The organism is Plantactinospora sp. CNZ321, assembly GCF_004217235.1.
The window spans coordinates 1,787,945-1,808,947 of the sequence record NZ_SHKQ01000001.1; the positions used below are offsets into that span (position 1 = coordinate 1,787,945).

Annotated in this window: 18 protein-coding genes; 12 read left to right on the plus strand and 6 right to left on the minus strand. The window is 71.1% G+C overall.

Features of this window, described 5'->3' with window-relative positions; genetic code table 11:
- Positions 1 to 579 precede the first annotated feature (579 nt).
- Positions 580 to 1,275 carry a prepilin peptidase gene (locus EV371_RS07965; RefSeq protein ID WP_349337858.1) on the plus strand — a complete coding sequence of 232 codons (696 nt, stop codon included), beginning with the start codon at positions 580 to 582 and terminating at the stop codon, positions 1,273 to 1,275.
- A gap of 51 nt (positions 1,276 to 1,326) precedes the next feature.
- On the opposite strand, the gene EV371_RS07970 is transcribed toward EV371_RS07965, so the two are convergent.
- Together EV371_RS07970 and recD2 are read right to left on the minus strand one after the other, a co-directional pair.
- Complete coding sequence (locus tag EV371_RS07970; protein ID WP_130461477.1) at positions 1,327 to 1,899, minus strand: CGNR zinc finger domain-containing protein; 573 nt, start codon at positions 1,897 to 1,899, stop codon at positions 1,327 to 1,329.
- A 59-nt stretch (positions 1,900 to 1,958) separates the two neighbouring features.
- Positions 1,959 to 4,157 (minus strand): SF1B family DNA helicase RecD2, encoded by a 2,199-nt coding sequence (gene recD2, locus EV371_RS07975; protein ID WP_130465744.1) that lies wholly within the window; start codon positions 4,155 to 4,157, stop codon positions 1,959 to 1,961.
- 250 nt (positions 4,158 to 4,407) lie between these two features.
- On the opposite strand from recD2, the gene EV371_RS07980 reads away from it, so the two are divergent.
- From EV371_RS07980 to EV371_RS07990, 3 genes are all read left to right on the plus strand, one after another.
- A complete protein-coding gene (locus tag EV371_RS07980; RefSeq protein WP_130461478.1) occupies positions 4,408 to 4,710 on the plus strand; it encodes a hypothetical protein in 303 nt (100 codons plus the stop codon).
- 82 nt (positions 4,711 to 4,792) lie between these two features.
- Positions 4,793 to 5,668, plus strand: coding sequence for an ATP-binding cassette domain-containing protein (locus tag EV371_RS07985; protein ID WP_130461479.1), 876 nt, complete (start codon positions 4,793 to 4,795; stop codon positions 5,666 to 5,668).
- Positions 5,668 to 6,270 (plus strand): hypothetical protein, encoded by a 603-nt coding sequence (locus EV371_RS07990; RefSeq protein WP_130461480.1) that lies wholly within the window; start codon positions 5,668 to 5,670, stop codon positions 6,268 to 6,270. Before EV371_RS07985 ends, EV371_RS07990 begins: the two co-directional genes overlap by 1 nt.
- Positions 6,271 to 6,770: 500 nt before the next feature.
- Here the strand turns inward: EV371_RS07990 and EV371_RS07995 are convergent, their stop codons facing one another.
- The 3 genes from EV371_RS07995 to EV371_RS08005 all read right to left on the minus strand — a co-directional run bounded on the left by EV371_RS07995 (position 6,771) and on the right by EV371_RS08005 (position 9,948).
- The gene (locus EV371_RS07995) at positions 6,771 to 7,664 is read right to left on the minus strand and encodes a carbohydrate ABC transporter permease (RefSeq protein WP_130461481.1); all 894 of its coding nucleotides are present in this window, start codon (positions 7,662 to 7,664) and stop codon (positions 6,771 to 6,773) included.
- Entirely contained in the window at positions 7,661 to 8,623 is a 963-nt protein-coding gene (locus tag EV371_RS08000) for a carbohydrate ABC transporter permease (protein WP_165436630.1), read from the minus strand. The genes EV371_RS07995 and EV371_RS08000 overlap by 4 nt, the downstream gene beginning before the upstream one ends.
- Before the next feature lie 62 nt (positions 8,624 to 8,685).
- Positions 8,686 to 9,948 carry an ABC transporter substrate-binding protein gene (locus EV371_RS08005; RefSeq protein WP_130461482.1) on the minus strand — a complete coding sequence of 421 codons (1,263 nt, stop codon included), beginning with the start codon at positions 9,946 to 9,948 and terminating at the stop codon, positions 8,686 to 8,688.
- Positions 9,949 to 10,170: 222 nt separating this feature from the next.
- Between EV371_RS08005 and EV371_RS08010 the strand changes: the two genes are divergently transcribed.
- From EV371_RS08010 to EV371_RS08035, 6 genes are all read left to right on the plus strand, one after another.
- The gene (locus EV371_RS08010; RefSeq protein ID WP_165436631.1) at positions 10,171 to 11,178 is read left to right on the plus strand and encodes a cellulose binding domain-containing protein; all 1,008 of its coding nucleotides are present in this window, start codon (positions 10,171 to 10,173) and stop codon (positions 11,176 to 11,178) included.
- A 527-nt stretch (positions 11,179 to 11,705) separates the two neighbouring features.
- The gene (locus EV371_RS08015; protein ID WP_130461484.1) at positions 11,706 to 12,737 is read left to right on the plus strand and encodes a LuxR C-terminal-related transcriptional regulator; all 1,032 of its coding nucleotides are present in this window, start codon (positions 11,706 to 11,708) and stop codon (positions 12,735 to 12,737) included.
- Positions 12,738 to 12,784: 47 nt separating this feature from the next.
- Complete coding sequence (locus EV371_RS08020; RefSeq protein WP_130461485.1) at positions 12,785 to 13,825, plus strand: hypothetical protein; 1,041 nt, start codon at positions 12,785 to 12,787, stop codon at positions 13,823 to 13,825.
- A gap of 154 nt (positions 13,826 to 13,979) precedes the next feature.
- Positions 13,980 to 16,322, plus strand: coding sequence for an endopeptidase La (gene lon, locus EV371_RS08025; RefSeq protein WP_130461486.1), 2,343 nt, complete (start codon positions 13,980 to 13,982; stop codon positions 16,320 to 16,322).
- Positions 16,323 to 16,519: 197 nt separating this feature from the next.
- Positions 16,520 to 18,421: an ABC transporter transmembrane domain-containing protein gene (locus tag EV371_RS08030; protein WP_130461487.1), complete on the plus strand. Its 1,902-nt coding sequence runs from the start codon at positions 16,520 to 16,522 to the stop codon at positions 18,419 to 18,421.
- Between the two features lie 86 nt (positions 18,422 to 18,507).
- Complete coding sequence (locus tag EV371_RS08035; RefSeq protein ID WP_130461488.1) at positions 18,508 to 19,029, plus strand: hypothetical protein; 522 nt, start codon at positions 18,508 to 18,510, stop codon at positions 19,027 to 19,029.
- Here the strand turns inward: EV371_RS08035 and EV371_RS33330 are convergent.
- A complete protein-coding gene (locus EV371_RS33330; protein WP_165436632.1) occupies positions 19,006 to 19,155 on the minus strand; it encodes a hypothetical protein in 150 nt (49 codons plus the stop codon). The genes EV371_RS08035 and EV371_RS33330 overlap by 24 nt on opposite strands.
- Before the next feature lie 62 nt (positions 19,156 to 19,217).
- On the opposite strand from EV371_RS33330, the gene EV371_RS08040 reads away from it, so the two are divergent.
- Entirely contained in the window at positions 19,218 to 19,745 is a 528-nt protein-coding gene (locus EV371_RS08040; RefSeq protein WP_130461489.1) for a hypothetical protein, read from the plus strand.
- 53 nt (positions 19,746 to 19,798) lie between these two features.
- On the plus strand, positions 19,799 to 20,968 hold the full coding sequence (locus tag EV371_RS08045; protein WP_349337837.1) for a MalY/PatB family protein: 1,170 nt from the start codon (positions 19,799 to 19,801) through the stop codon (positions 20,966 to 20,968).
- Positions 20,969 to 21,003: the final 35 nt, after the last annotated feature.

Consider the following 21,003-nt stretch of genomic DNA (forward strand, 5'->3'; position numbering starts at 1 on the left):
AGTCGATCTGGATTCTTGGTCCGGTATTACCAATCGATCTTTTTGTTTCCTGATGGTCGGCGGTTGTGCGTCGTCCAGATGGCGAGCATAGGCTGACCGCCGACGATGCAACAGGGGCTATTCAAGAGAATACGTACGGTTACGATCTCTGTTGTCGATCAGCGCCGTGATCATATGATGTCGATCGATGGTGCTTATATGATCAATAGCAGTTGGACGGTGGAGATCTGCCGCCCCTTCCGCTCTGATTGTGCCGGCTCTGGGGAGCGAAATGCCATGGATGACGATGATCTGACAGCTTCCGTACCGGTGCTCCCCGCAGTGCCGGTCGGGGTTGAGCGGTCCTCGCCGCGGCGCCGCCCCGTCGTCGTCTGGCGGATGGGTGTCGGCTCGCCGAGCCAGCGGAGAACCGGAAACAGCGATCATGAAGTTACTCTGCGTGTTCTGGGTTGCTCCGGATCCGGGCGGACCGGGCCCGCCGCCGAACGGGAGGTCGAGATGTGGCGAACCGCGACACCGCGTACCCCGGTGAAGCCCGCCGGCGCGGCGGGGCGGCGGCCGCTCCGGTGGCTCGCGTTGATGACCGTCGCCCCGGTACTGCGCTGGCTCGTCGCCGCCGAGTCGGTCCCGTACGGCCGGCCGCGCCGCTCTGGCTGTGACCACTGTGGCATCCCGATCGGCCCCGCAGGCTCACTGCGCGCGCTCGCCCCGTCGGCCCGTTGCCCCGGCTGCGGCGGCCGGATCGGCGCCCCGCCGCTGGCCGTCGAGTTCGCCCTGCTCCTCGCGGTGGCGGCGGTGGTCGTGGCCGGACGGTCGCCGGTCGAGTCGATCGCATTCGGCTGGTGGGCCGCGTGCGCGGTGCCGTTGCTCTTCGTCGATCTGGCCGTACACCGGCTGCCTGACCGGCTCAGCTATGCCGCGGCCGGCGGCACCCTGGCCCTGCTCGGCCTGGCCGCGCTGGTGGCCGGCGACCCCACGGCCTGGTGGCGGGCCGTACTGGCCGGGCTCGGTGCGGCCCTGTTCCTCGCCGGCACCACCCTGCTGCTCGGCCGCCGGGGCTTCGGACTCGGCGACGCCAAGCTGGCGCTGAGCGCGGCCGCCGTCCTCGGCTGGCTCGGCTGGCCGGCGGTGCTCCTCGGCACGCTGCTGACCTTCGGCTCCTCGGCGTTGTGCGGGCTGGCCCTGCTCGCCACCCGCCGGATCGGCTGGGGCGGCCACCTGCCGTTCGGCCCGTTCCTCGTCCTCGGCACGCTGGGCACCCTGGCACTGAGCTGACCCGTGCGGCTGGACGACGGCGATGCCGACCCGTGCGGCTGGCCGGCGCGGTCAGCCGGCCGACGGGCCCACCGAACGGCCGGCCCGGTAGACGCGCATCTTCGCCCGGCTGCCGCAGACGCTCATCGTGCACCACCGACCGCGTCCGGCCGGGCTGTGGTCGTAGTAGACCCACTGGCACCGGTGTGCCGCACAGGCCTTCAGCCGGGGCCAGGTTCCGGCGGTGGCGGCGTTCAGGATCGCCGCCGCCACCTCGGCGATCAACGCCGCCGACCCGCCGAGCCCGGTCGCCGGCACCGCCCGGGCCGCACCGGTGGCGTCGATGGTGAGCAGCAGCGGGGACGTCGCGAGGGTGTAGCGCAGCGCGGCCGCGGACGCCGCCGGCACCTCGCTGCCGGCGTGCCCCCGGCAGGCGTCCCGTAACGCCTCCCGGAACCGCCTCGTCTCGGTCACGTCGGAGTCGGTGAAACTGAGTCCGGCCGCGTCGTGCGTGGCGGCGAAGGCGGTGAGTTCGGCGATCGTGCGCAGCCGGTCGCGGCCCGCCTCGATGTCGACGGTGTTCAACAGATCCTGCACCAGCGCCAGCGGTCCGGGTGCGGGGGCACGGTCACCGGGCTGCCTCATGACGTCACCGTACGCAACCGGCGCCGGATACGGAAACGTCTGTCGATATGTTTCGACTATTACGACGAGGCCGGGCCGGTCAGCCGGTGGGTGAGTGCGGTGTGCCGGCGGCCGGTGCCGGCGGTGCGGACCGCGATGGCCAGCGCCTTGCGCGACCCGGTCAGCACCACCAGCTTCCGGGCCCGGGTCACCGCCGTGTAGAGCAGGTTCCGTTGCAGCATCGTGTACGAGCTCATTGTCACCGGTACCACCACCGCCGGATACTCGCTGCCCTGCGACCGGTGCACCGTGATGGCGTACGCGTGTTGCAGTTCGTCGAGTTCGTCGAAGTCGTACCCGATGTCCTCGGCCTCGTCGGTGCGGACGGTGAGCCGGCGGTCCTCCACCGACAGCTCGGTGACCACCCCGACGGTGCCGTTGAAGACCCCGGCGGCGCCCTTGTCGTAGTTGTTCCTGATCTGGATGACCTTGTCGCCGACCCGGAAGACCCGGGCCCCGTGCCGGCGCTCCGGCTGCCCCTCCCGATACGGCGAGATCGCCTGTTGCAGCGCGGTGTTCAGGCTGCCGGCACCGGCCGGACCCCGGTGCATCGGGGTGAGCACCTGGATGTCCCGGGGGCGCAGGCCGAACCTGCGCGGCACCCGGCGGGCGACGATGTCCACCACCAGCTCGGCGGTGGCGTCCGGCTCGTCCACCGGGAAGAGGAAGAAGTCGGGGTACTCGCCGAGCAGCGGCAACCGGCCGGCGTTGATCCGGTGCGCGTTGACCACCACCCCGGACTTCTGCGCCTGCCGGAAGATCTTCGTCAACCGGACCCGGGGGATCGGCTCGGCGCCGAGCACGTCCCGGAGCACCTCCCCGGCCCCGACCGAGGGCAGCTGATCGACATCGCCGACCAGCAGCAGGTGCGCGCCGGGCGCGACGGCCTTGACGAGCTTGTTCGCCAGGATCAGGTCGAGCATCGACGCCTCGTCCACCACCACCAGGTCGGCGTCGATCGGGTTGTCCCGGTCGTGCGTCGGGTCGCCGCCGGGGCGCAGTTGCAGCAGCCGGTGCACGGTCGCGGCCGGATGCCCGGTCAGCTCCGTCATCCGCTTCGCGGCCCGGCCGGTCGGCGCGGCCAGCACGATCTTCGCCCCCTTGGCCGCGGCGAGCGCGATCACCGAGGAGACGGTGAACGACTTCCCGCAGCCGGGCCCGCCGGTCAGCACCGCGACCCTGGAGGTCAGTGCGAGCCGGACCGCGGCCTCCTGCTCCGGGGCAAGGTCGGCACCGGTCCGGGTACGCAGCCAGGCCAGCGCCTTCGCCCAGTCCACAGTGGCGAATGCCGGCATCCGGTCGGTCCGGTGCCGCAGCAGCCGCAGCAGGCTTGCGGCGAGCGCCGACTCGGCCCGGTGGAACGGCACCAGGTAGACCGCCGGGATCGTGCCGCCCCCGGTGCTCGGATTGGGCACCGCCTCCCGGATCACGCCCTCCTCGGCGGCGAGGTCGGTCAGGCAGTCCCGGACCAGCTCCACCGGTACGCCGAGGATCTCGGCCGCGTCCGCCACCAGGTTCGGCTCGGGCAGGTAGCAGTGCCCGGCGTCGGCCGCCTCGGAGAGGGTGTACTGGATGCCGGCCCGGACCCGCTGCGGACTGTCGTGCGGGATCCCGAGACCCTGGGCGATGGTGTCGGCGGTCTTGAAGCCGATCCCCCAGACGTCGGCGGCCAGCCGGTACGGCTCGTTGCGGACGACCGAGATGGACCCGTCGCCGTACTTCTTGTAGATGCGCACGGCCAGCGAGGTGGAGACGCCGACGCCCTGGAGGAAGACCATCACCTCCTTGATGGACTGCTGCTCCACCCAGGCGGCGGCGATCAGCTTCGTCCGCTTCGGGCCGAGCCCGGGGACCTCGACCAGCCGCCCGACCTCCTCCTCGATGACCCGCAGCGTGTCCACGCCGAAGTGCGCGACGATCCGCTCGGCCATCTTCGGGCCGATCCCCTTGATCAGGCCGGAGCCGAGGTACCGCTCGATGCCCTGGACCGTGGCCGGCAGCACGGTGGTGTACGACCGCACCTCGAACTGCCGCCCGTACTTCGGGTGGGTGCTCCACCGCCCGACCAGCCGTACGCTCTCGCCGGGCTGCACCCCGAGCAGCGAGCCGACCACGGTGAGCAGGTCTGGTCCGGTCCGCTCGGTGGCGAACCGGGCGATGGTGTAGCCGGTCTCCTCGTTGGCGTAGGTGATCCGTTCCAGCACCGCCTCCAGCACCACCCCGCCCGGCTGCTGCTCGGCCTGCCGTCCGGCCGTCGCCCCCTGCCGTCCGGCCGTCGCCTGCCGTCCGGTGGCGGTCGCCTGCCGCTCGGCGGTCGTCACCTGCTGTCCGGTCACCCGAGCATCATGACGCACACCTGCGTCACTGGGTACTCAGTGCTCGACCGCCACCCCTGACCCGCTGGTCCCGACGGTCGCCGCCTCGGTCGATCCGTGCCCCTCGCGGGGCGGCCGGGCTTAGCGTGAGGCCATGGACGACGGGGAGCGGGCGCTGGTGATCGACGGCGAACTGCACGACCTGCTGGTCATGCTCGCCAACAGCCGCAACGAGACGGTCGGCGAGACGGCGGCCCGACTGATCGAGGCGGAGTTCGACCGGATCAACCCGGGGATGCTGGACGACATCCGCCGACCCGGCGCGGCGATCAAACGTCTCTACGCGGCAACCGGTCGGCCGGTGCCACCGGCCTTCCAGCAGATGGTCGACCGTGAGTTCGGTGGCGCAGCCGGGCTGCGCGAACTCGACGAAACCGGCGAACTGCACCGCATCTAGCGCCCTCCGGTGAACTCGACCGCCGGGTAGCGGGGCGGGTGATGCTCCCGTTGTCGCGGCGGGCCGGGTAAGAATGGCCGCGATGATCGAGGCCATCGAACTGACGAAGCAGTACGGGCGGGTCCGGGCCGTGGACGATGTGACGTTCCGCGCCGTACCGGGCCGGGTGACCGGATTCCTCGGGCTGAACGGCTCGGGCAAGACCACCACCCTGCGGATGCTGCTCGGACTGAGCCGGCCGACCGCCGGCCGAGCACTGATCAACAAGCGGCGGTTCCGCGACCTGGCCCACCCGGCGCGGCAGGTCGGTGCCGTCCTCGAACAGGGCGTCAGTCATCCCGGCCAGACCGGCCGGGCGCACCTGGTCACCCAGGCCGTCCTGGCCGGCGCCGGCCGGTCCCGGGTCGACGACCTGCTTGAGTACGTCGGCCTGGCGCGCGCCGCCGACCAGCGCACCGGCGACTACTCGCTCGGGATGCGGCAGCGGCTCGCGGTGGCGACCGCGTTGCTGGGCGGCCCGCCGGTGCTGATCCTGGACGAGCCGGCGAACGGGCTCGACCCGGAGGGGATCGCCTGGCTGCGCGGGCTGCTGCGCGACCACGCCCGGGCGGGCGGCACGGTGCTGATCTCCAGTCACCTGCTCGCCGAGCTGGCCCAGCTCATCGACGACGTGGTGATCATCGCCAAGGGCCGGGTCAGGCGTGTGGCCCCGCTCGCCGAGCTGTACGGCGACGGCACCCACCGGCTGCGGGTCCGGGGCCGTGATCCCCACCGGCTGTGGCGGGCGTTCGAGCGGGCCGGCGGCCGGGTCAGCTCGAACGGGTACGCGCTGGAGGTGGTGGGCCTCTCCCCGGAGGAGGTGGGGGAGCTCGCCTTCGAGGCGCGGGTACCGATCTACGAGCTGAGCAGCGACGCCCCGAACCTCGAACAGATCTTCCTCGACCTGGCGGCCGCCTGATGATCGCACTGCTCCGCAGCGAGCTGTACCGGACGGCCACCATCCGGTCGAGCTGGATCTCGATCGCCGTGTTCAGCGGGCTGGGCGTGTTCTTCGGCACGGTGAACGTCGACGCCTGGGCGTTGCTGGCCGGGATGGGCGCGTTCGGGCTCGCCGTACTGGGGGTGACCCAGCACTTCCAGCACCGTACCGCCGTACTGCTCTATCTGGCCCGCCCGAACCGGCTGCTGACCCTGCTCGGGCAACTGGTGGCCAGTGTGGTCGTGGCGGTCGGTTTCGCCGCCGTCAGCGGGGTGACCGTGCTGGCCAAGGGCGACCTGACGCAGTACCGCGACACCCTCACCCTGGTGCCGGTGATGGCGGTCTTCGGCGCCGCCAACGCGGTGGTGGTACGCCGCCCCACCTGGCTCTTGCTCGGGTACGCCGGCTGGTTCGTCTTCGTCGAGGGGCTGCTCGGCCGGCTGACCGCCCCGCTGCCGTTCTCGTCCTTCCTGGCCGCCGGCGGCGGCGACCGCACCGGTCTGCTCATCGCCGCCGCCTGGACCCTGCTCGCCCTGCTCGCCGCCGCCATCACCGTCCACCGCGACATAACCACCGACTGACCGCCGCTCCCCAGCTCTCGTTCCGTCGACCTGGACACCAGAGGCGTTATCCGGTGCTGTTGACGCCTCTGGTGTCCAGGTGAGTGGGACCGGATGCCGGGGGCGCCGGGGGCGCTCGGGTCTGCGAGTGCGGTGCGCGGCGCTGGCTGCGTGACCGGGGTGGTGGCGAGCAGGATGCCGTGCCAGCGGTCGAAGACGTCGGCGCGCGGCACCGGCAGGCGTACGCCGCAGGCTTCGAGGAGGGCGCGCAGGGCGGCCCGCCGGTGGGCCAGGGTGATCGGGCACCGCAGGGGCAGCGGTCGACGTCGGCGGGATGGCGTTGGCGCAGGGCGTACGCGATCCGCCGCAGGGTCGGCATCGGACAGGCTGGTGGGACGGCTTCACCGCGAACGTCGCCTCGTCCGTCATCGACTGGGTCCGGCTGGAGCGGCGCCATCGCGGCTGCCGGCTGAACCCGCCTCGGCGCCCGCTGCGCCTACTGTGGACGCCGCCGTCGTGGCTCAGCCCTTGAAAGCGCCTTCCATGATGCCCTGGACGAGGCGTCGCCCGACGAAGAAGAAGAGCACCAGCAGCGGCAGCGTGGCCAGGAACGAGCCCGACATGGCCAGGCCGAGGTCGATGTCCCGGCTGCTCTGTAGCGCCTTGATGGCGATCTGCACGGTGTAGTTCTCCGGCGACTTCAGCACGATGAACGGCCAGAGGAAGTCGTTCCAGGAGTAGACGAAGCCGAACAGTCCGAGCACCAGCGCTGCCGGGCGGACCAGCGGGAAGGCGATCCGCCAGAAGATCTGCCAGGTCGTCGCGCCATCCACCCGGGCGGCGTGCAGCAAGTCGTCGTCCAGGGTGCCGACCATGTGCTGACGCATCCAGAAGATGCCGAACGCGCTCACCAGCCCGGGGACGATCAGGGCTTGCAGGGTGTCCACCCAGTTGAGCTTCGACATGATCAGGTACTGCGGGATGACGGACAATTGGGCCGGCACGGTCATGGTCAGCACGACTATCAGGAACAGCGTGTCGCGGCCCCGGAAGCGCAGCTTGGCGAAGGCGAAGCCGGCGAGCGCGCAGAGCACCGCCTGGCCCACGCCGATCGAGGTGGAGACGACGACGCTGTTCACCAGCGCCTGCACGAACGGCACGATCTCGAAGACCAGGTCCGCCAGATAGAAGAAGTTCCCGCCGGGCACGACGTGTGGCGGCAGGCTGTATGCGGTGGCCGAGTCCGTCGTGGCCACCACGAACATCCAGTACAGCGGGAAGAGGCTGACGAACACCATGGCGCCGAGCAGCGCGTACACCCCGAACGAGATCCGGGTGGCACCCCGTTGCCGCCGGGGTGCCGGCCTGGTGCCGGTCGGGGCGGAGCCGATGCTGGTCGGAGAGGTGGGGTTCATGGGCGCTCCGGGCGGACGCGGGTGACCAGCAGATAGTTGATCGTGGAGAAGAGCACGACCATCACGAAGAGCGCCACGGCGATGGCGGCGCCGTAGCCGAAGTGGAACCGGCCGAAGGCCTGCTCGTAGAGGAACAGGGTGAGTGTCTGGCACTGTCGGGCCGCCCCGCAGGTGAGCCCACCCACCGGGTTGACAAGCAGCGGCTCGGTGAAGATCTGCAAGCCGCCGATCGTCGACGTGACGACGGTGAACACGATGATCGGCCGCAGCGACGGGATGGTGATGTGCCGGAACTGCTGCCAGCCGGTGGCGCCGTCCGCGGCGGCGGCCTCGAACAGCTCGCGGGGGACCGCCTGGAGCGAGGCCAGGTAGAGCAGCGTGTTGTAGCCGGTCCACCGCCAGGCGACCATGACCGCGATCATGAAGTGGCTGCCCCACACCGAGGCGGTGAAGTCGACGTGCGCGAAGCCCAGCAGCTCCAGGAACCAGTTGAGCATGCCGTAGTCGCGGTCGAAGAGCTGGGCGAAGACGATCGTCGTCGCCGCGACCGAGGTGACGTACGGGACGAGCACCGCCATCCGGAAGAACGTCGCCGCGCGCAGCCGTACGTGGTTGAGCAGGTGGGCCAGGCCGAGCGCGATCAGCAACTGCGGGACGGTCGACAGCACCCAGATGCTGAACGTGTTGCGCAGCGCGCCCCAGAACCTCGGGTCCTGCACGAGCTGGGAGAAGTTGGTCAGCCCCACGAAGTGCCGCTCGCCGATCGGGTCCCAGTCGAACAGCGCGACATAGAAGGTGAACAGCAGCGGGAAGAGGCCGAAGACGAGGAAGAGCAGGAAGAACGGCGCCACGAAGGCGTACGGCGCGAGCCGCTCGCGTAGGCCCTGCTGGATGTGCCGGTACCGGCTGGGTCGGGCGGTGGTCTTCGGGACCGGGGCCGGGCTGAGCGTGGTGGTCACAGGTCACCTTCCCGACGTGCGGCGGCCGGGTCGGCGCCGGCCGCCGCACATCAGTCGTCCGTTCAGCCGCGCAGGGCGTTCCTGACGTTGTTCAGCGCGGTGTTCCACGCCTCGGCGGGGGCGACCTTGCCCTGCTCGACGCTGGTCAGGGTGTTCAGCAGTTCGGTACCGATGGTGGCGTCGTCGGGGCCGATGTAGAACGGCTTGATGTTCACGACGGACTGGGTGTAGATCTTGCCGATCGGTGCGTTGGAGAAGAACGGCTCAGCCCGGCCGACGAGCTGCGGATCCGTGTAGACCGACGGTGTCGTCGGCAGGTTCCCCTTCGTCAGGAAGTTCTCCAGTTGACCGGCCGGCGACTGCATCTCGGCTATGTAGTTCCAGGCCGCCTTCGGGTTCTTCGCCCGCTTGGGGATGGCCAGGTAGCTTCCGCCCCAGTTTCCCGACCCGCCGGGGACGGTGGCGATGTCCCACTTGCCGGCGGTGTCGGGGGCGTTGGTACGGATGGCGTTGAGCATCCAGGCCGGCGCGGACACGACCGCGAAGTCACCCTTGCCCATGCCCGCGGTCCAGCCGGTCGAGAACGAGGACTGCTTGGCGGAGATGCCCGCCGCGGAGACCTTGAGCGTCAGGTCGAACGCCGCCTTGACCTGTGGGTTCTTGTCGTACGACAGTTGGCGGTTCGCGTCGTAGTAGCGCTCCGTGCCCTGGTTGACCGCCTGGAAGAAGATGCTCGTCGGCGTGTTGTCCAGGAACACCTTACCGGTGGCCCGGACGTACTGCTTGCCGACCTCCGTGAACGCGTCCCAGGTCGGCCACAGCTTGGAGACCTGCTCCCGGTCGGTGGGCAGACCGGCGGCCTTGAAAAGGTCCGTACGGTACGCGATCGCCATCCCGCCGACATCGGTCGGTATTCCTACGATCTTGCCGTCCTCGGTGGTCGACTGCTTCATCACCCAGTCGAGGTAGTCGCCCTTGATCTTGTCGGCGCCGAGCGTGCTCAGGTCCACGAAGTTCTCCGGGGACTGCATGAACTTCGGCAGGTCGTCACCCTGGATCAGCACGAGGTCGGGCACCTTGCCGCCGGCCAGTGCCGCGGTGAGGGCCTGGGCCGTCTCGGTGGTGGAGCCCACCTCGGTGAGCTTGACGTTGATGTCCGGCTGCTTCTTCTTGTAGTTCTCGACGTCGAGCTTCTGGTTGATCCCGGTGAACGACCAGAACTCGAACGACTTGTCGTCGCCTCCGGACCCTTCCGAACAGCCGCCGGACAGCAGGAGCGTGGCCGCGGCGAAGACGGCGGTGGTGGTGGTGATGACGCGCTTCACGCGGCCTCCAGTCGTGCGCGGTCCGGCTCGAATCTATGAGTTGACATACGTAAATGTCTTTCGTATGACGTGTGAGGGTACTCATGGTCACGAAGCCCGTCAACGACCCCTCCGACGCGGTACTGGCCGGGCGGTGGATCCGCCGGTGGACATCCATCGTTCACGATGAATGTATCGGTGCCGGTACGCCCCGGGCACCATCAGTCGAGAGCGAGGATTCCCGTGCGCAGTCGCCCGTACCGACCGATCCGCCGCTTGGCCCGTACCCTGATCCTGCCCGTCCTCGTCGCCGCCCTGGTGGCCGGCGGCGGCACCGCCGCGCAGGCGGCGGCCGAGGACACCGAGCCGCCCAGCGCACCCGGCGCGATCACGGTGGTAAGCGCCACCGGCACCTCCGTCGAGCTGACCTGGACGCCGTCCAGTGACAACGTAGGGGTGCTGGAATACCACGTCTCACAGATCTTCACCGACGTCGCGATGCTGCACCGGACCACCACCAACAGCATTGTGCTCACCGGGATGCTGCCGTCCCGGACGTACACCTTCGCGGTCTGGGCGGTGGACGCGGCAGGCAACCGCTCGGCGGCGCCGCCGTCGCTGCGCTACACCATGCCGCCCGGGGACGGCCAGCCGCCGACCGCACCCACCGGACTCGCCGTGGGGGCGATCGGGGAGACCACCGTCGGGCTGAGCTGGGGTCCGTCTACCGACAACGTGCTGCTCGCCCAGTACGAGGTGCTGTCGCTCACCCCGACCGGCAACACCGTGGTCGGACGGGTCTACCTGATGCCGCCCATCTATCCCAGCACCGGCACGACGATCTCCAGGCTGACGCCCAGGACCACCTACCGGTTTGCGGTGCGGGCCGAGGACGAGGCCGGTAACTACTCGGCGCTGTCCAACGTGGTGACGGTGACCACCGGGCCGGCGCCCACCTGTACGGCCCGGTCCTCGCGCCGGGGGCCGGAGGTCTGGATCTCGGTCCGGAACGTCGGACCGACCCCGGTCGACGGGTGGACGCTGACCTGGGCCCTGCCGGACTCGCAGCGGATCGCCGCGATCTGGAACGCCGCACTGGTCAGCCACACCGGAGGCGTCGTCACCGCCCGGAACCTCGGCTGGAACGCGGTGATCGCGCCGGGCGGCACGGTGACCATCGGGTACCTCGCCAGCGGGAGCTTCCAGCCGGCCGATGTCACTCTGAACGGCCAGCTCTGCCAACCCGGATAGCAGGCTGCTCGGCGACGAGGAGATCGAAGAAAGCCGTCCCGGGCCGCAGGTGCCCGGCTGCCGGCTGCCGGCCGGGTGGAGGGCGCGCCGGAGCGTGCGCGCCCTCCACGACCACTTCGCCGGCGGGCCCGCCGCCGCTCCGGGCAGACTCCCGGATCCGACTGCCGTGCGTCCTGTGGCGTCTACCAGCTTTTATCAAGGTAATCGCACCCGTGCCGGTGCTGTCGATTGACAGGACTGCCGATGTATGAAGGATCCCCTCGACCGCCAGCCCCGGCATCCGGATACCTGACCCAACCGGGCGGCACGCTGCCGCGCTGCGGCCGGCGATGATCCGGTCGGCCGGCCGGACCGGGCCGTGCTGAGCATTGCTCGGAACGTCGCCGTTTCCGGCGGCGACGTTCGCCGTTCTTCTAGGTAACCGCACAGGTAAACCGCAGCATTGCGGGTGGGGGATCGACAGGGCTGCGGAGACGGCGAGGAGTGGATCATCATGCGGGCGACGGCTCGGTTTACCGGTACGGGGGATGGTTGAGCTGCCACCCGGTGCCGCCGAGATCGTGGCCGACGTGGAGCGGATCGCGGCGCTGCCGGGAGATGTGCGGGACAGGGTGCCGGAACTGCTGCGGGTGCTGCACCGGCTGATGCCGAGCGGCGCATCGATGGTGCACCTGCTCAACCCGGAGCTTCGGGAGTTCCAGGGGCTGGGCGGGTCCGGCTACAGCGAGGTGATCGTGGCCTATATGGGCAGTTCCGAGCATTACCGGGAGATGGAGTTGCTCGGCATGGACCGGGATCGGCCACCGATGCGCGTACGCGACGCGCCCGTGCCACCGGGGGAGCTGCGGTCCTGGGCGGAGCACCTGGAGCCGGCGGGATACCGGGAGGGGATCGGCCTCACCCTGTTCAGCCCGGACGGACGGCACCTCGGACTGATCACCCTGCACACCGACGACCCGGCACAGCCGAGCGACGAGACCAGGGACTTCATCGGGCTGCTCACCCCAGTCATGGCCGACGCCGTCGACCCGATGCGGTCGATCGCCACGCTGTCGACGATCGTCGCCGACGCCGAATACGGCGTGGTACTGACCCGGGGCGGCAACGTGCTGCCGCTGCCCGGGCTGCCGGACCACCCGCTGCTCCGGGCCGAGGCGCCGGTGTTGGAGGTGGCGGCGGCAGGTCTGCGCGAGGGCCGCGTGCACAACTCGTTCCTGTGCCCGTACCCGGTACCGGACGATCAGGGCCGCCACGTCCGGCTGACCGTGCTGCCCTGCCCGGTCTCGGCACCGGCACACCTGCTCGCGGTGGTGCTGATCTCTCCTGCCGGGGACCTGCGCAGGTTGACACGACGGGAGTTGGAGATCCTCGGCCTGCTCGTCGACGGCTGGTCCAACCAGCGGATAGCCAGCCAGTTGGTGATCACCCAACGGACCGTTGCCGCGCACATAGAACACATCCTGGACAAGATGGATGCTCCGACCCGTACCCTGGCCGCCGTCCGCGCGCTGCGCCTGGGCCTGTACGTTCCGCTGCCCCTCACCCGGATCCGACGCTGACCCGTCGGCATCGTCATACCCGCCTGTCTGTCGACGAAGGTTTCGTGATGACCGCTCCGCCACCGCCCCCGTCGAACGTCCTGCGGGACGTTGCCGAGATCGCCGAGACTCCTGGTCATCACGGCCAGATGGCGGAGGTGCTCGCCCGGGTTCGCCGGGTGGTCCCGGTCCAGGCCGCCTGGCTCGCCCTGCTCGACGACCGGCACCGCCGTTACACCGAGCTCGCCAGTTTCGGCTACGACGGCCGGATCCTCGACTACTTCGGTACCACCCCGATGCTGGACCAGGTCGAGCTGGTCGGGCTGACCAACTCAGCCCTGCCGCAGCGGGCCCAGGAATCGCCGGTACCGCTGAACGAGCTGCCGGTCTGGGCCGACTACTACTTTCCGGCCGGGTTCCGGGCGGGGATGGCGGTCGGGCTGTTCACCCCGGACCGCCGGCACGTCGGGGTGCTCGTCCTCTGTACCGACGACCCCGAGCATCCGACCGAGGCCGAACGGGACCTGGTCGCGGCAATCTCCCGCCCGGTCGCCGCCGCCGTCGACCCGATCCGGTCGCTGGCGGTACTGGCCCAGGTCGTCCGGGACGCCGGGGCGGCGGCGGTGCTGACCCGTGCCGGTGAGGCGCGCCCACTGCCCGGCCTGCCCGGGCACCGGTTGCTGGCCCCGGACTCGGCGCTGCCCGGGATCGCCCTGCACCAGGCGAGCCACTGCGGTGGCTCCGCCTCGTTCCTCTGGCCGACGGACCTCGGGCCGGACCACGACGACCGGTCGGGGTTGCTCCAGGTCACCGTGCTGGGCTGCCCCACCGCGCCGCCGTCGGTGGTCGGGATCCTGGTGCTGTCTCCGCTGCCCGGCGGCCGGTCGGTGCTCACCCGCCGCGAGTTGGTGACGGTCGGCCTGTTGTTGGAGGGCTGGTCCGACGAACACATCGCGGTCGGCCTGGACCTGCCGCTGGGTAGCGTCGCCGAGACCATCGCGCGGGTCGTGGTCGGGCTCGACGCCCCGGACCGGCACACCGCGCTGCTGCGGGCGGCCCGTCAGGGCTGGTTCATCCCGCCTCGTCCCGGCCGTCCTCCGCAGGGCTGAGCAGTCGGACCAACGTGGCCCGGCACGCCCGGGCCGGCCGGGTCGTTCGGCCGAGGAGACCGGCCCGTCGCAGTGGTCTGGGTCACAAGCCGGAACATGGAGCACCGTTTGTTACTTGAGTCGTATTAGCTCAACTAACGATGGCAGGTGTGTGATGGCAACTCTTCCGGTTCTTCCTCTGACCGACGCTGTCCTGCTGCCCGGCATGGTCATCCCGGTGACCCTGGACGCGACCACCCAGGCGGCGGTGGACGCGGCCCGGGCCACGGGCGACAAGAAGCTCCTGGCTGTGCCCCGGGTCGACGGGGAGTATGGATCCATCGGCGTCATCGCCACGATCGAGAAGGTCGGCCGGCTGCCCAGCGGCGAACCCGCCGCCGTGGTGCGCGGTGAGTCCCGGGCCCGGATCGGCTCCGGCGTTCCCGGACCCGGCGCGGCCCTCTGGGTCGAGACCGTCGGAATCACCGAGCCGGCGCCGGCCGGCCGGGCCAAGGAACTCGCCCGGGAGTACCGGGCACTGGTGACGTCGCTGCTGCAGGAGCGCGGCGCCTGGCAGGTGATCGACGCGGTCGAGCGGATGACCGACCTGGCAGAGCTGGCCGACTCCGCCGGCTACGCGCCGTGGCTCACTCTGGAACAGAAGATCGAACTGCTCGCCGCGCCGGACGTGACGGCCCGGCTCGAACTGCTGGTCGGCTGGGTGAAGGCGTACCTGGCCGAGCAGGAGGTCGCCGAGCGGATCAACACCGACGTGCGGGAAGGGCTGGAGAAGTCCCAGCGGGAGTTCCTGCTCCGCCAGCAGCTCGCCGCGATCCGCAAGGAGTTGGGCGAGGACGAGCCGGACGGCTCCGCCGACTACCGCTCCCGGGTCGAGGGCGCCGACCTGCCCGAGAAGGTACGCGAGGCGGCACTGCGCGAGGTCGGCAAGCTGGAGCGGGCCAGCGACGCCTCCCCGGAGGCGGGCTGGATCCGCACCTGGCTGGACACCGTGCTGGAGATGCCGTGGTCCACGCGTACCGAGGACAACACCGACCTTGTGCAGGCCCGGGCGGTACTCGACGCCGACCACGCCGGCCTGGCCGACGTGAAGGACCGGATCCTGGAGTACCTGGCGGTGCGCAACCGGCGCGCGGCCCGCAACCTCCAGGTGGTCGGCGGCCGTGGTTCGGGCGCGGTGCTCGCGCTCGGCGGCCCGCCCGGAGTCGGCAAGACCAGCCTCGGCGAGTCGGTCGCCCGGGCCCTGGGCCGGAAGTTCGTCCGGGTCTCCCTCGGCGGCATCCGGGACGAGGCCGAGATCCGGGGCCACCGCCGGACGTACGTCGGCGCGCTGCCCGGCCGGATCGTCCGGGCGCTGCGCGAGGCGGGCTCGATGAACCCGGTCGTACTGCTCGACGAGGTCGACAAGATCTCGGCGGGGTACGCCGGTGACCCGGCCGCCGCCCTGCTGGAGGTGTTGGACCCGGCGCAGAACCACACCTTCCGGGACCACTACCTGGAGGTCGACCTCGACCTGTCTGACGTGCTCTTCCTGGCCACCGCCAACGTGGTGGAGGCGATCCCCGGTCCGCTGCTGGACCGGATGGAGCTGGTGAGCCTGGACGGCTACACCGAGGACGAGAAGGTCGCGATCGCCCGGGACCACCTGCTGCCCCGGCAGATCGAGCGGGCCGGGCTGACCACCGACGAGGTGAGCGTCTCCGACGCCGCGCTGGGCCGGATCGCCGCCGAGCACACCCGCGAGGCGGGAGTCCGCCAGCTCGAACGCGCGCTGGCGAAGATCCTCCGCAAGGTCGCGGTCGGGCTGGCCTCGACCGACGCCCCGGTACGGGTCGACACCGACAACCTGACCAGTTACCTGGGGCGGCCGAAGTTCACGCCGGAGTCGGCGGAGCGGACGGCGGTGCCCGGGGTGGCGACCGGGCTGGCGGTGACCGGTGCCGGTGGTGACGTGCTGTTCATCGAGGCGACCAGCATGGAGGGCGAGCCGGGGCTGACCCTGACCGGGCAACTCGGCGACGTGATGAAGGAGTCGGCGCACATCGCGCTCTCGTACCTCCGGTCGAACGGCCGGGCGTTGGGGCTGGACCCGAACACGCTGGCCGGGCGGCGGATCCACCTGCACGTACCGGCGGGCGCGGTGCCGAAGGACGGTCCGAGTGCCGGCATCACCATGGTCACCGCGCTGGCCTCGCTGGCCAGCGGTCGGCCGGTACGCCCGGAGTTCGGCATGACCGGTGAGGTCACCCTCTCCGGTCGGGTGTTGCCGATCGGCGGGGTGAAGCAGAAGCTGCTCGCCGCGCACCGGGCGGGACTGACCGAGGTGGTCATCCCGGCCCGGAACGAACCGGACCTGGACGACCTGCCCACCGAGGTGCGGGAGGCACTGACCGTGCACACCCTGGCCGACGTGGCGGACGTACTGGCGCTGGCCCTGCGGCCGGCGGACGAGCCGGGCCTGCTCGACGGCGCCGAGGGGCCGGCGCTCGCCGCCGCCTGACCCCGACCGCCGACCGACCCGACCACTGACCGACCCGACCATCGATTGATCCGACCACCGACCGACCCGACCGACGGCGGGCCGTCCGCGACGCGCGGGCGGCCCGCCGGGCGTTGACCTCGACATTGCTTGAGGTCGTACTGTCGGTGGGCGCCGGTAGGGTCCCGGCGATTCAATCTTCACGGGGGTCACCAGCGATGGACATGGAAGTCACGGCGTGGAACTCGCTGTATCACGCGATGCACGCCCAGCAGGACAAGCGGCCGTTCTCCAGGGCCACACTCCGCCGCATCACCGGCTTCGCCCGGCCACACCGCCGGCGACTGACCCTCTATCTGCTGCTCAGCGTGGTGATGGCGGTGCTCGCGGTGGCCACGCCGGTGCTGGCGGGCCGGGTGGTCGACGGCATCGTCGGCGGGAAGAGCACCGACCTGGTGGTCGGGCTCGCCGTACTGATCGGGGTCGTCGCGCTGGCCGAGGCCGGTCTCGCGCTGCTGACCCGCTATCTCTCGGCGAGCATCGGCGAAGGGCTGATCCTCGACCTGCGTACCGCGGTCTTCGACCACGTGCAGAAGATGCCGGTCGCCTTCTTCACCCGGACCCGCACCGGCGCCCTGGTGAGCCGGCTCAACAACGACGTGATCGGCGCGCAGCGGGCGTTCTCCGACACCCTCTCCGGGGTGGTCGGCAATCTCGTCACGCTGCTGCTCACCCTGGTCGTGATGGTCGGGATCTCCTGGCGGATCACCCTGCTCGCGCTCGTCCTGCTGCCGGTCTTCGTGCTGCCCGCCCGCCGGATGGGCACCCGGCTGGCCCGGCTGGAACGCGAGGCCGCCAACCACAACGCCACGATGGGCACCCAGATGACCGAGCGGTTCTCCGCGCCCGGGGCCACCCTGGTCAAGCTCTTCGGCCGGCCCGCGCAGGAGTCGGCCGAGTTCGCGCTCCGGGCCCGCCGGGTCCGCGACATCGGGGTACGCACCGCGATGGTCCAGTCGGTCTTCATCACCGCGCTCACCCTGGTCTCGGCGCTGGCACTCTCCCTGGTGTACGGCCTCGGCGGCCTCTACGCGCTGCGCGGCCAACTGGAGCCGGGCGCGGTGGTCGCGCTCGCCCTGCTGCTGACCCGGCTCTACGCCCCGCTGACCGCGCTGGCCAGCGCCCGGGTCGAGGTGATGAGCGCGCTGGTCAGCTTCGAGCGGGTCTTCGAGATCCTCGACCTCAAGCCGCTGATCACCGAGAAGCCCGACGCGCGCCGGGTGCCGGACGGACCGGTCTCGGTCGAGCTGGACGGGGTGACATTCGGCTACCCGTCGGCGGAGAAGGTCTCGCTGGCCTCGCTGGAGGAGGTGGCCACCCTGGACACCCGGGGCGGGGTCGACGTGCTGCACGACGTGTCGTTCCGGGTCGAGCCGGGTCAGCTCGTCGCCCTGGTCGGCTCCTCGGGAGCCGGAAAGTCCACCATCGCCCAGCTCGTACCCCGGCTGTACGACGCCGACTCCGGTGCCGTACGCCTGGCGGGCCAGGACGTCCGGGACCTCACCGCCGACTCGATCCGGGACACCCTCGGCCTGGTCACCCAGGACGGGCACCTGTTCCACGACACCATTCGGGCCAACCTGCTGCTGGCCCGACCCGACGCGGCCGAGGAGGAGCTGTGGGACGCGTTGCGCCGGGCCCGGCTCGCCGACCTGATCGAGGGACTACCCGACGGGCTCGACACCGTGGTCGGCGAGCGCGGCTACCGGCTCTCCGGCGGTGAGCGGCAGCGGTTGACCATCGCCCGACTGCTGCTGGCCCGGCCCCGGGTGGTGATCCTGGACGAGGCGACCGCGCACCTCGACTCCACCTCCGAGGCGGCGGTGCAGGCGGCGCTCGGCGAGGCACTGGCCGACCGTACGGCGCTGGTGATCGCGCACCGGCTCTCCACCGTACGGGCCGCCGACCAGATCCTGGTGGTCGAGGAGGGCCGGATCGTGGAGCGCGGTACCCACGACGAGCTGCTCGCCGCCGGTGGCCGCTACGAGGAGCTGTACCGGACCCAGTTCGAGCAGGACGAGCGGCCCCGGACCGAGGAGGCGGAGCTGGTCGCCGGCTGATGCCTGTGGCGGCCTCATCGCCGGGGAGGCGGACGCCGCCTGGGACGGCATGGCAGGGCGGTGCGGCGCGGCCCGACAATGACGGGGTGACAACCGAACCATCCCGCGCCGAGCCACCCCGACCCGCGTCGTCCACCGGCTCGGTACCTGCCCAGCCGGCACCACCGGAGATCACCCCGCCGGTCGTACCGGAGACCGCGCCGGTCCCCGATACCTCACCGGCCCCCGACAGCGCGCCGGTGCCCGATCCGTCACCGGTTCCCGATCCCTCGCCGGAGGCGCAGGCCAGCCCGGCGTCGTCGGCACCGGCGCCGGCCTCGACGGACCCCGCACCCGCCGAACCGGGTGCGAGGTCGTCGGGGGAGAGTTCGGCCAGCCCGACCAAGGTCCGGATCGACACCCCCGGCGCCACCATCGAGATCGAGGCGAACGAGTCGCTGGCCGAGGTCGTGGCGACCGCGCTGCGGCTCTTCCACGAGGCCGGCGGCTGGCCGCAGGTGAACAGCCGATCCGCCGGCTTCGCCCAGGCCGAACGCCGGGAGACCCATCCGGTCCAGCCGAGTTCGATGCCGTACGGGCCCGGGTCATACCCGGTCCAGATGCCGTAGCCGACGGGCTCGGGCGATCAGCCGGCGCGGCCGGACCCAGCCGAGGAAGCGAGCGTACGTCCGGGCCGGGTCCGGCGCCGTGTCCGGGTTGAGCCGGTGCAGGTCCTCGATGGCCGCCTGAAGCACTTCCGCATACCACTCCGCCGTCCGGGATGGCGTGATCGACCCGATTCGCCGACAATCCTCGGATGGGCTACACCCACTACTTCTCGTACTTTCCGCAGAGTGCCGAGTTCCGGGCGGTCTGGCCGCGGATGTGGGCGGATGCCCAGCTGATCCTCGACCGGGTGGAGGCGGCCGGCGTGCGGCTGTGCCGGGATCCGTTCGACGGGAACCTGCCGGCGGAGTACGAGGTCATCGCCGTCAACGGTGACGGGGAGCGCGACGAGTACGGTGAGCCGCTGGTGCTGGCGCCCCGCTGGCCCGGCTACCGGCAGCAGAGCGCCGATGGCCGGCTGACCGGGTTCTGCAAGACCGGACGCGAGCCCTACGACCTTGCCGTCACCACCATCCTGCTCCGGTGCCACCGGCTGCTGCCGGACGGCTTCGCGATCCACAGCGACGGCGGTTGGGAGGCTGAGTGGCGGCACGGGAGGCAACTGCCGCCCCCGGTGCTGCCGAGCGCCCGTGACCTCGTCGCCGAACTGTTCGGGGACGAGGTCACGGCCTGCCCGTTCGACCACCACCGGGTGTTCGGCCCGTCCGCCGCAGGCTAACCGGGCCGCCGCAGCGGAGTCGCACCGGCGGGAGAAGCAAGTACCGTGGCCTGGTGGGCAACCCCTTGCAGACGCTGACCCTGGCCGACCTTCGACGTCGTACCAGCGAGAAGTGGCGGCACTACCCGCCGGACGTACTCCCGCTCTGGGTCGCGGAGATGGACGTGCCGCTCGCCGAGCCGGTCGCGCGGGCGCTGACCGACGCGGTCGCGCTCGGCGACACCGGCTACGCGCCGGGCGGCGCGGACTACGCCTCGGCGCTCGCCGGTTTCGCCCGGGAACGCTGGGGCTGGGCCCCGGAGGTCGAGCAGACCCGGCTGGTCCCCGACGTGATGCTCGGCGTCGTCGAGATGGTCAAGCTGGTCACCGGGTACGGCGACGCCGTAGTGATCAACCCGCCGGTCTATCCGCCGTTCTACGACTTCCTCCGGAGCGCGGACCGTCGGGTCGTCGAGGCACCGCTGAACGCGGAGTACCGGCTCGACCCGGACGCCCTGGCAGCGGCCTTCGCCGAGGCCGTCTCGGGCGGCCGTCCCGCCGCGTACCTGCTGTGCAGCCCGCACAACCCGACCGGCACGGTGCACACCGCCGACGAACTCGCGATGGTGATCGAACTCGCCGACCGGTACGGCGTACGCGTCGTGGTGGACGAGATCCACGCGCCGCTGGTCTATCCGGGCGTGACATTCCGGCCGTACCTCTCGATGCCCGGCGGTGAACGCGGCCTCGCGCTGCATTCCGCGTCGAAGGCGTGGAACCTGGCCGGGCTGAAGGCGGCGCTGGCGGTTGCCGGCCCGGCGGCCGTCGACGACCTGGCCCGGATGCCGAAGGTGGCCGGCGACGGCGCCAGCCACCTCGGAGCGATCGCGCACACCGCCGCGTTCCGCTACGGCGGCCCGTGGCTCGACGAACTGCTGGCCGGGCTCGACCAGAACCGCCGGCTCCTCGGCGACCTGCTCGCCGAGCACCTGCCGCAGGTGCGGTACCGGCCGCCGGAGGGCACCTACCTCACCTGGCTGGACTGCCGGGACCTGCCCCTGCCGGCTGACAGTTCGGGCGCACCCGCCGATCCCGCCGAGGTGTTCCTGGAGCGTGGTCGGGTCGCGCTGGTCTCCGGGCCGCTCTTCGGGACCAACGGTGCCGGACACGCCCGGTTCAACCTGGCGACCTCTCCGGAACTGATCACCGAGGCGGTCCGGCGGATGGCCGCCGCGCTGCGCTGATCCGCCCGCCCTCGGCTGCGCTGATCCGCCCACCC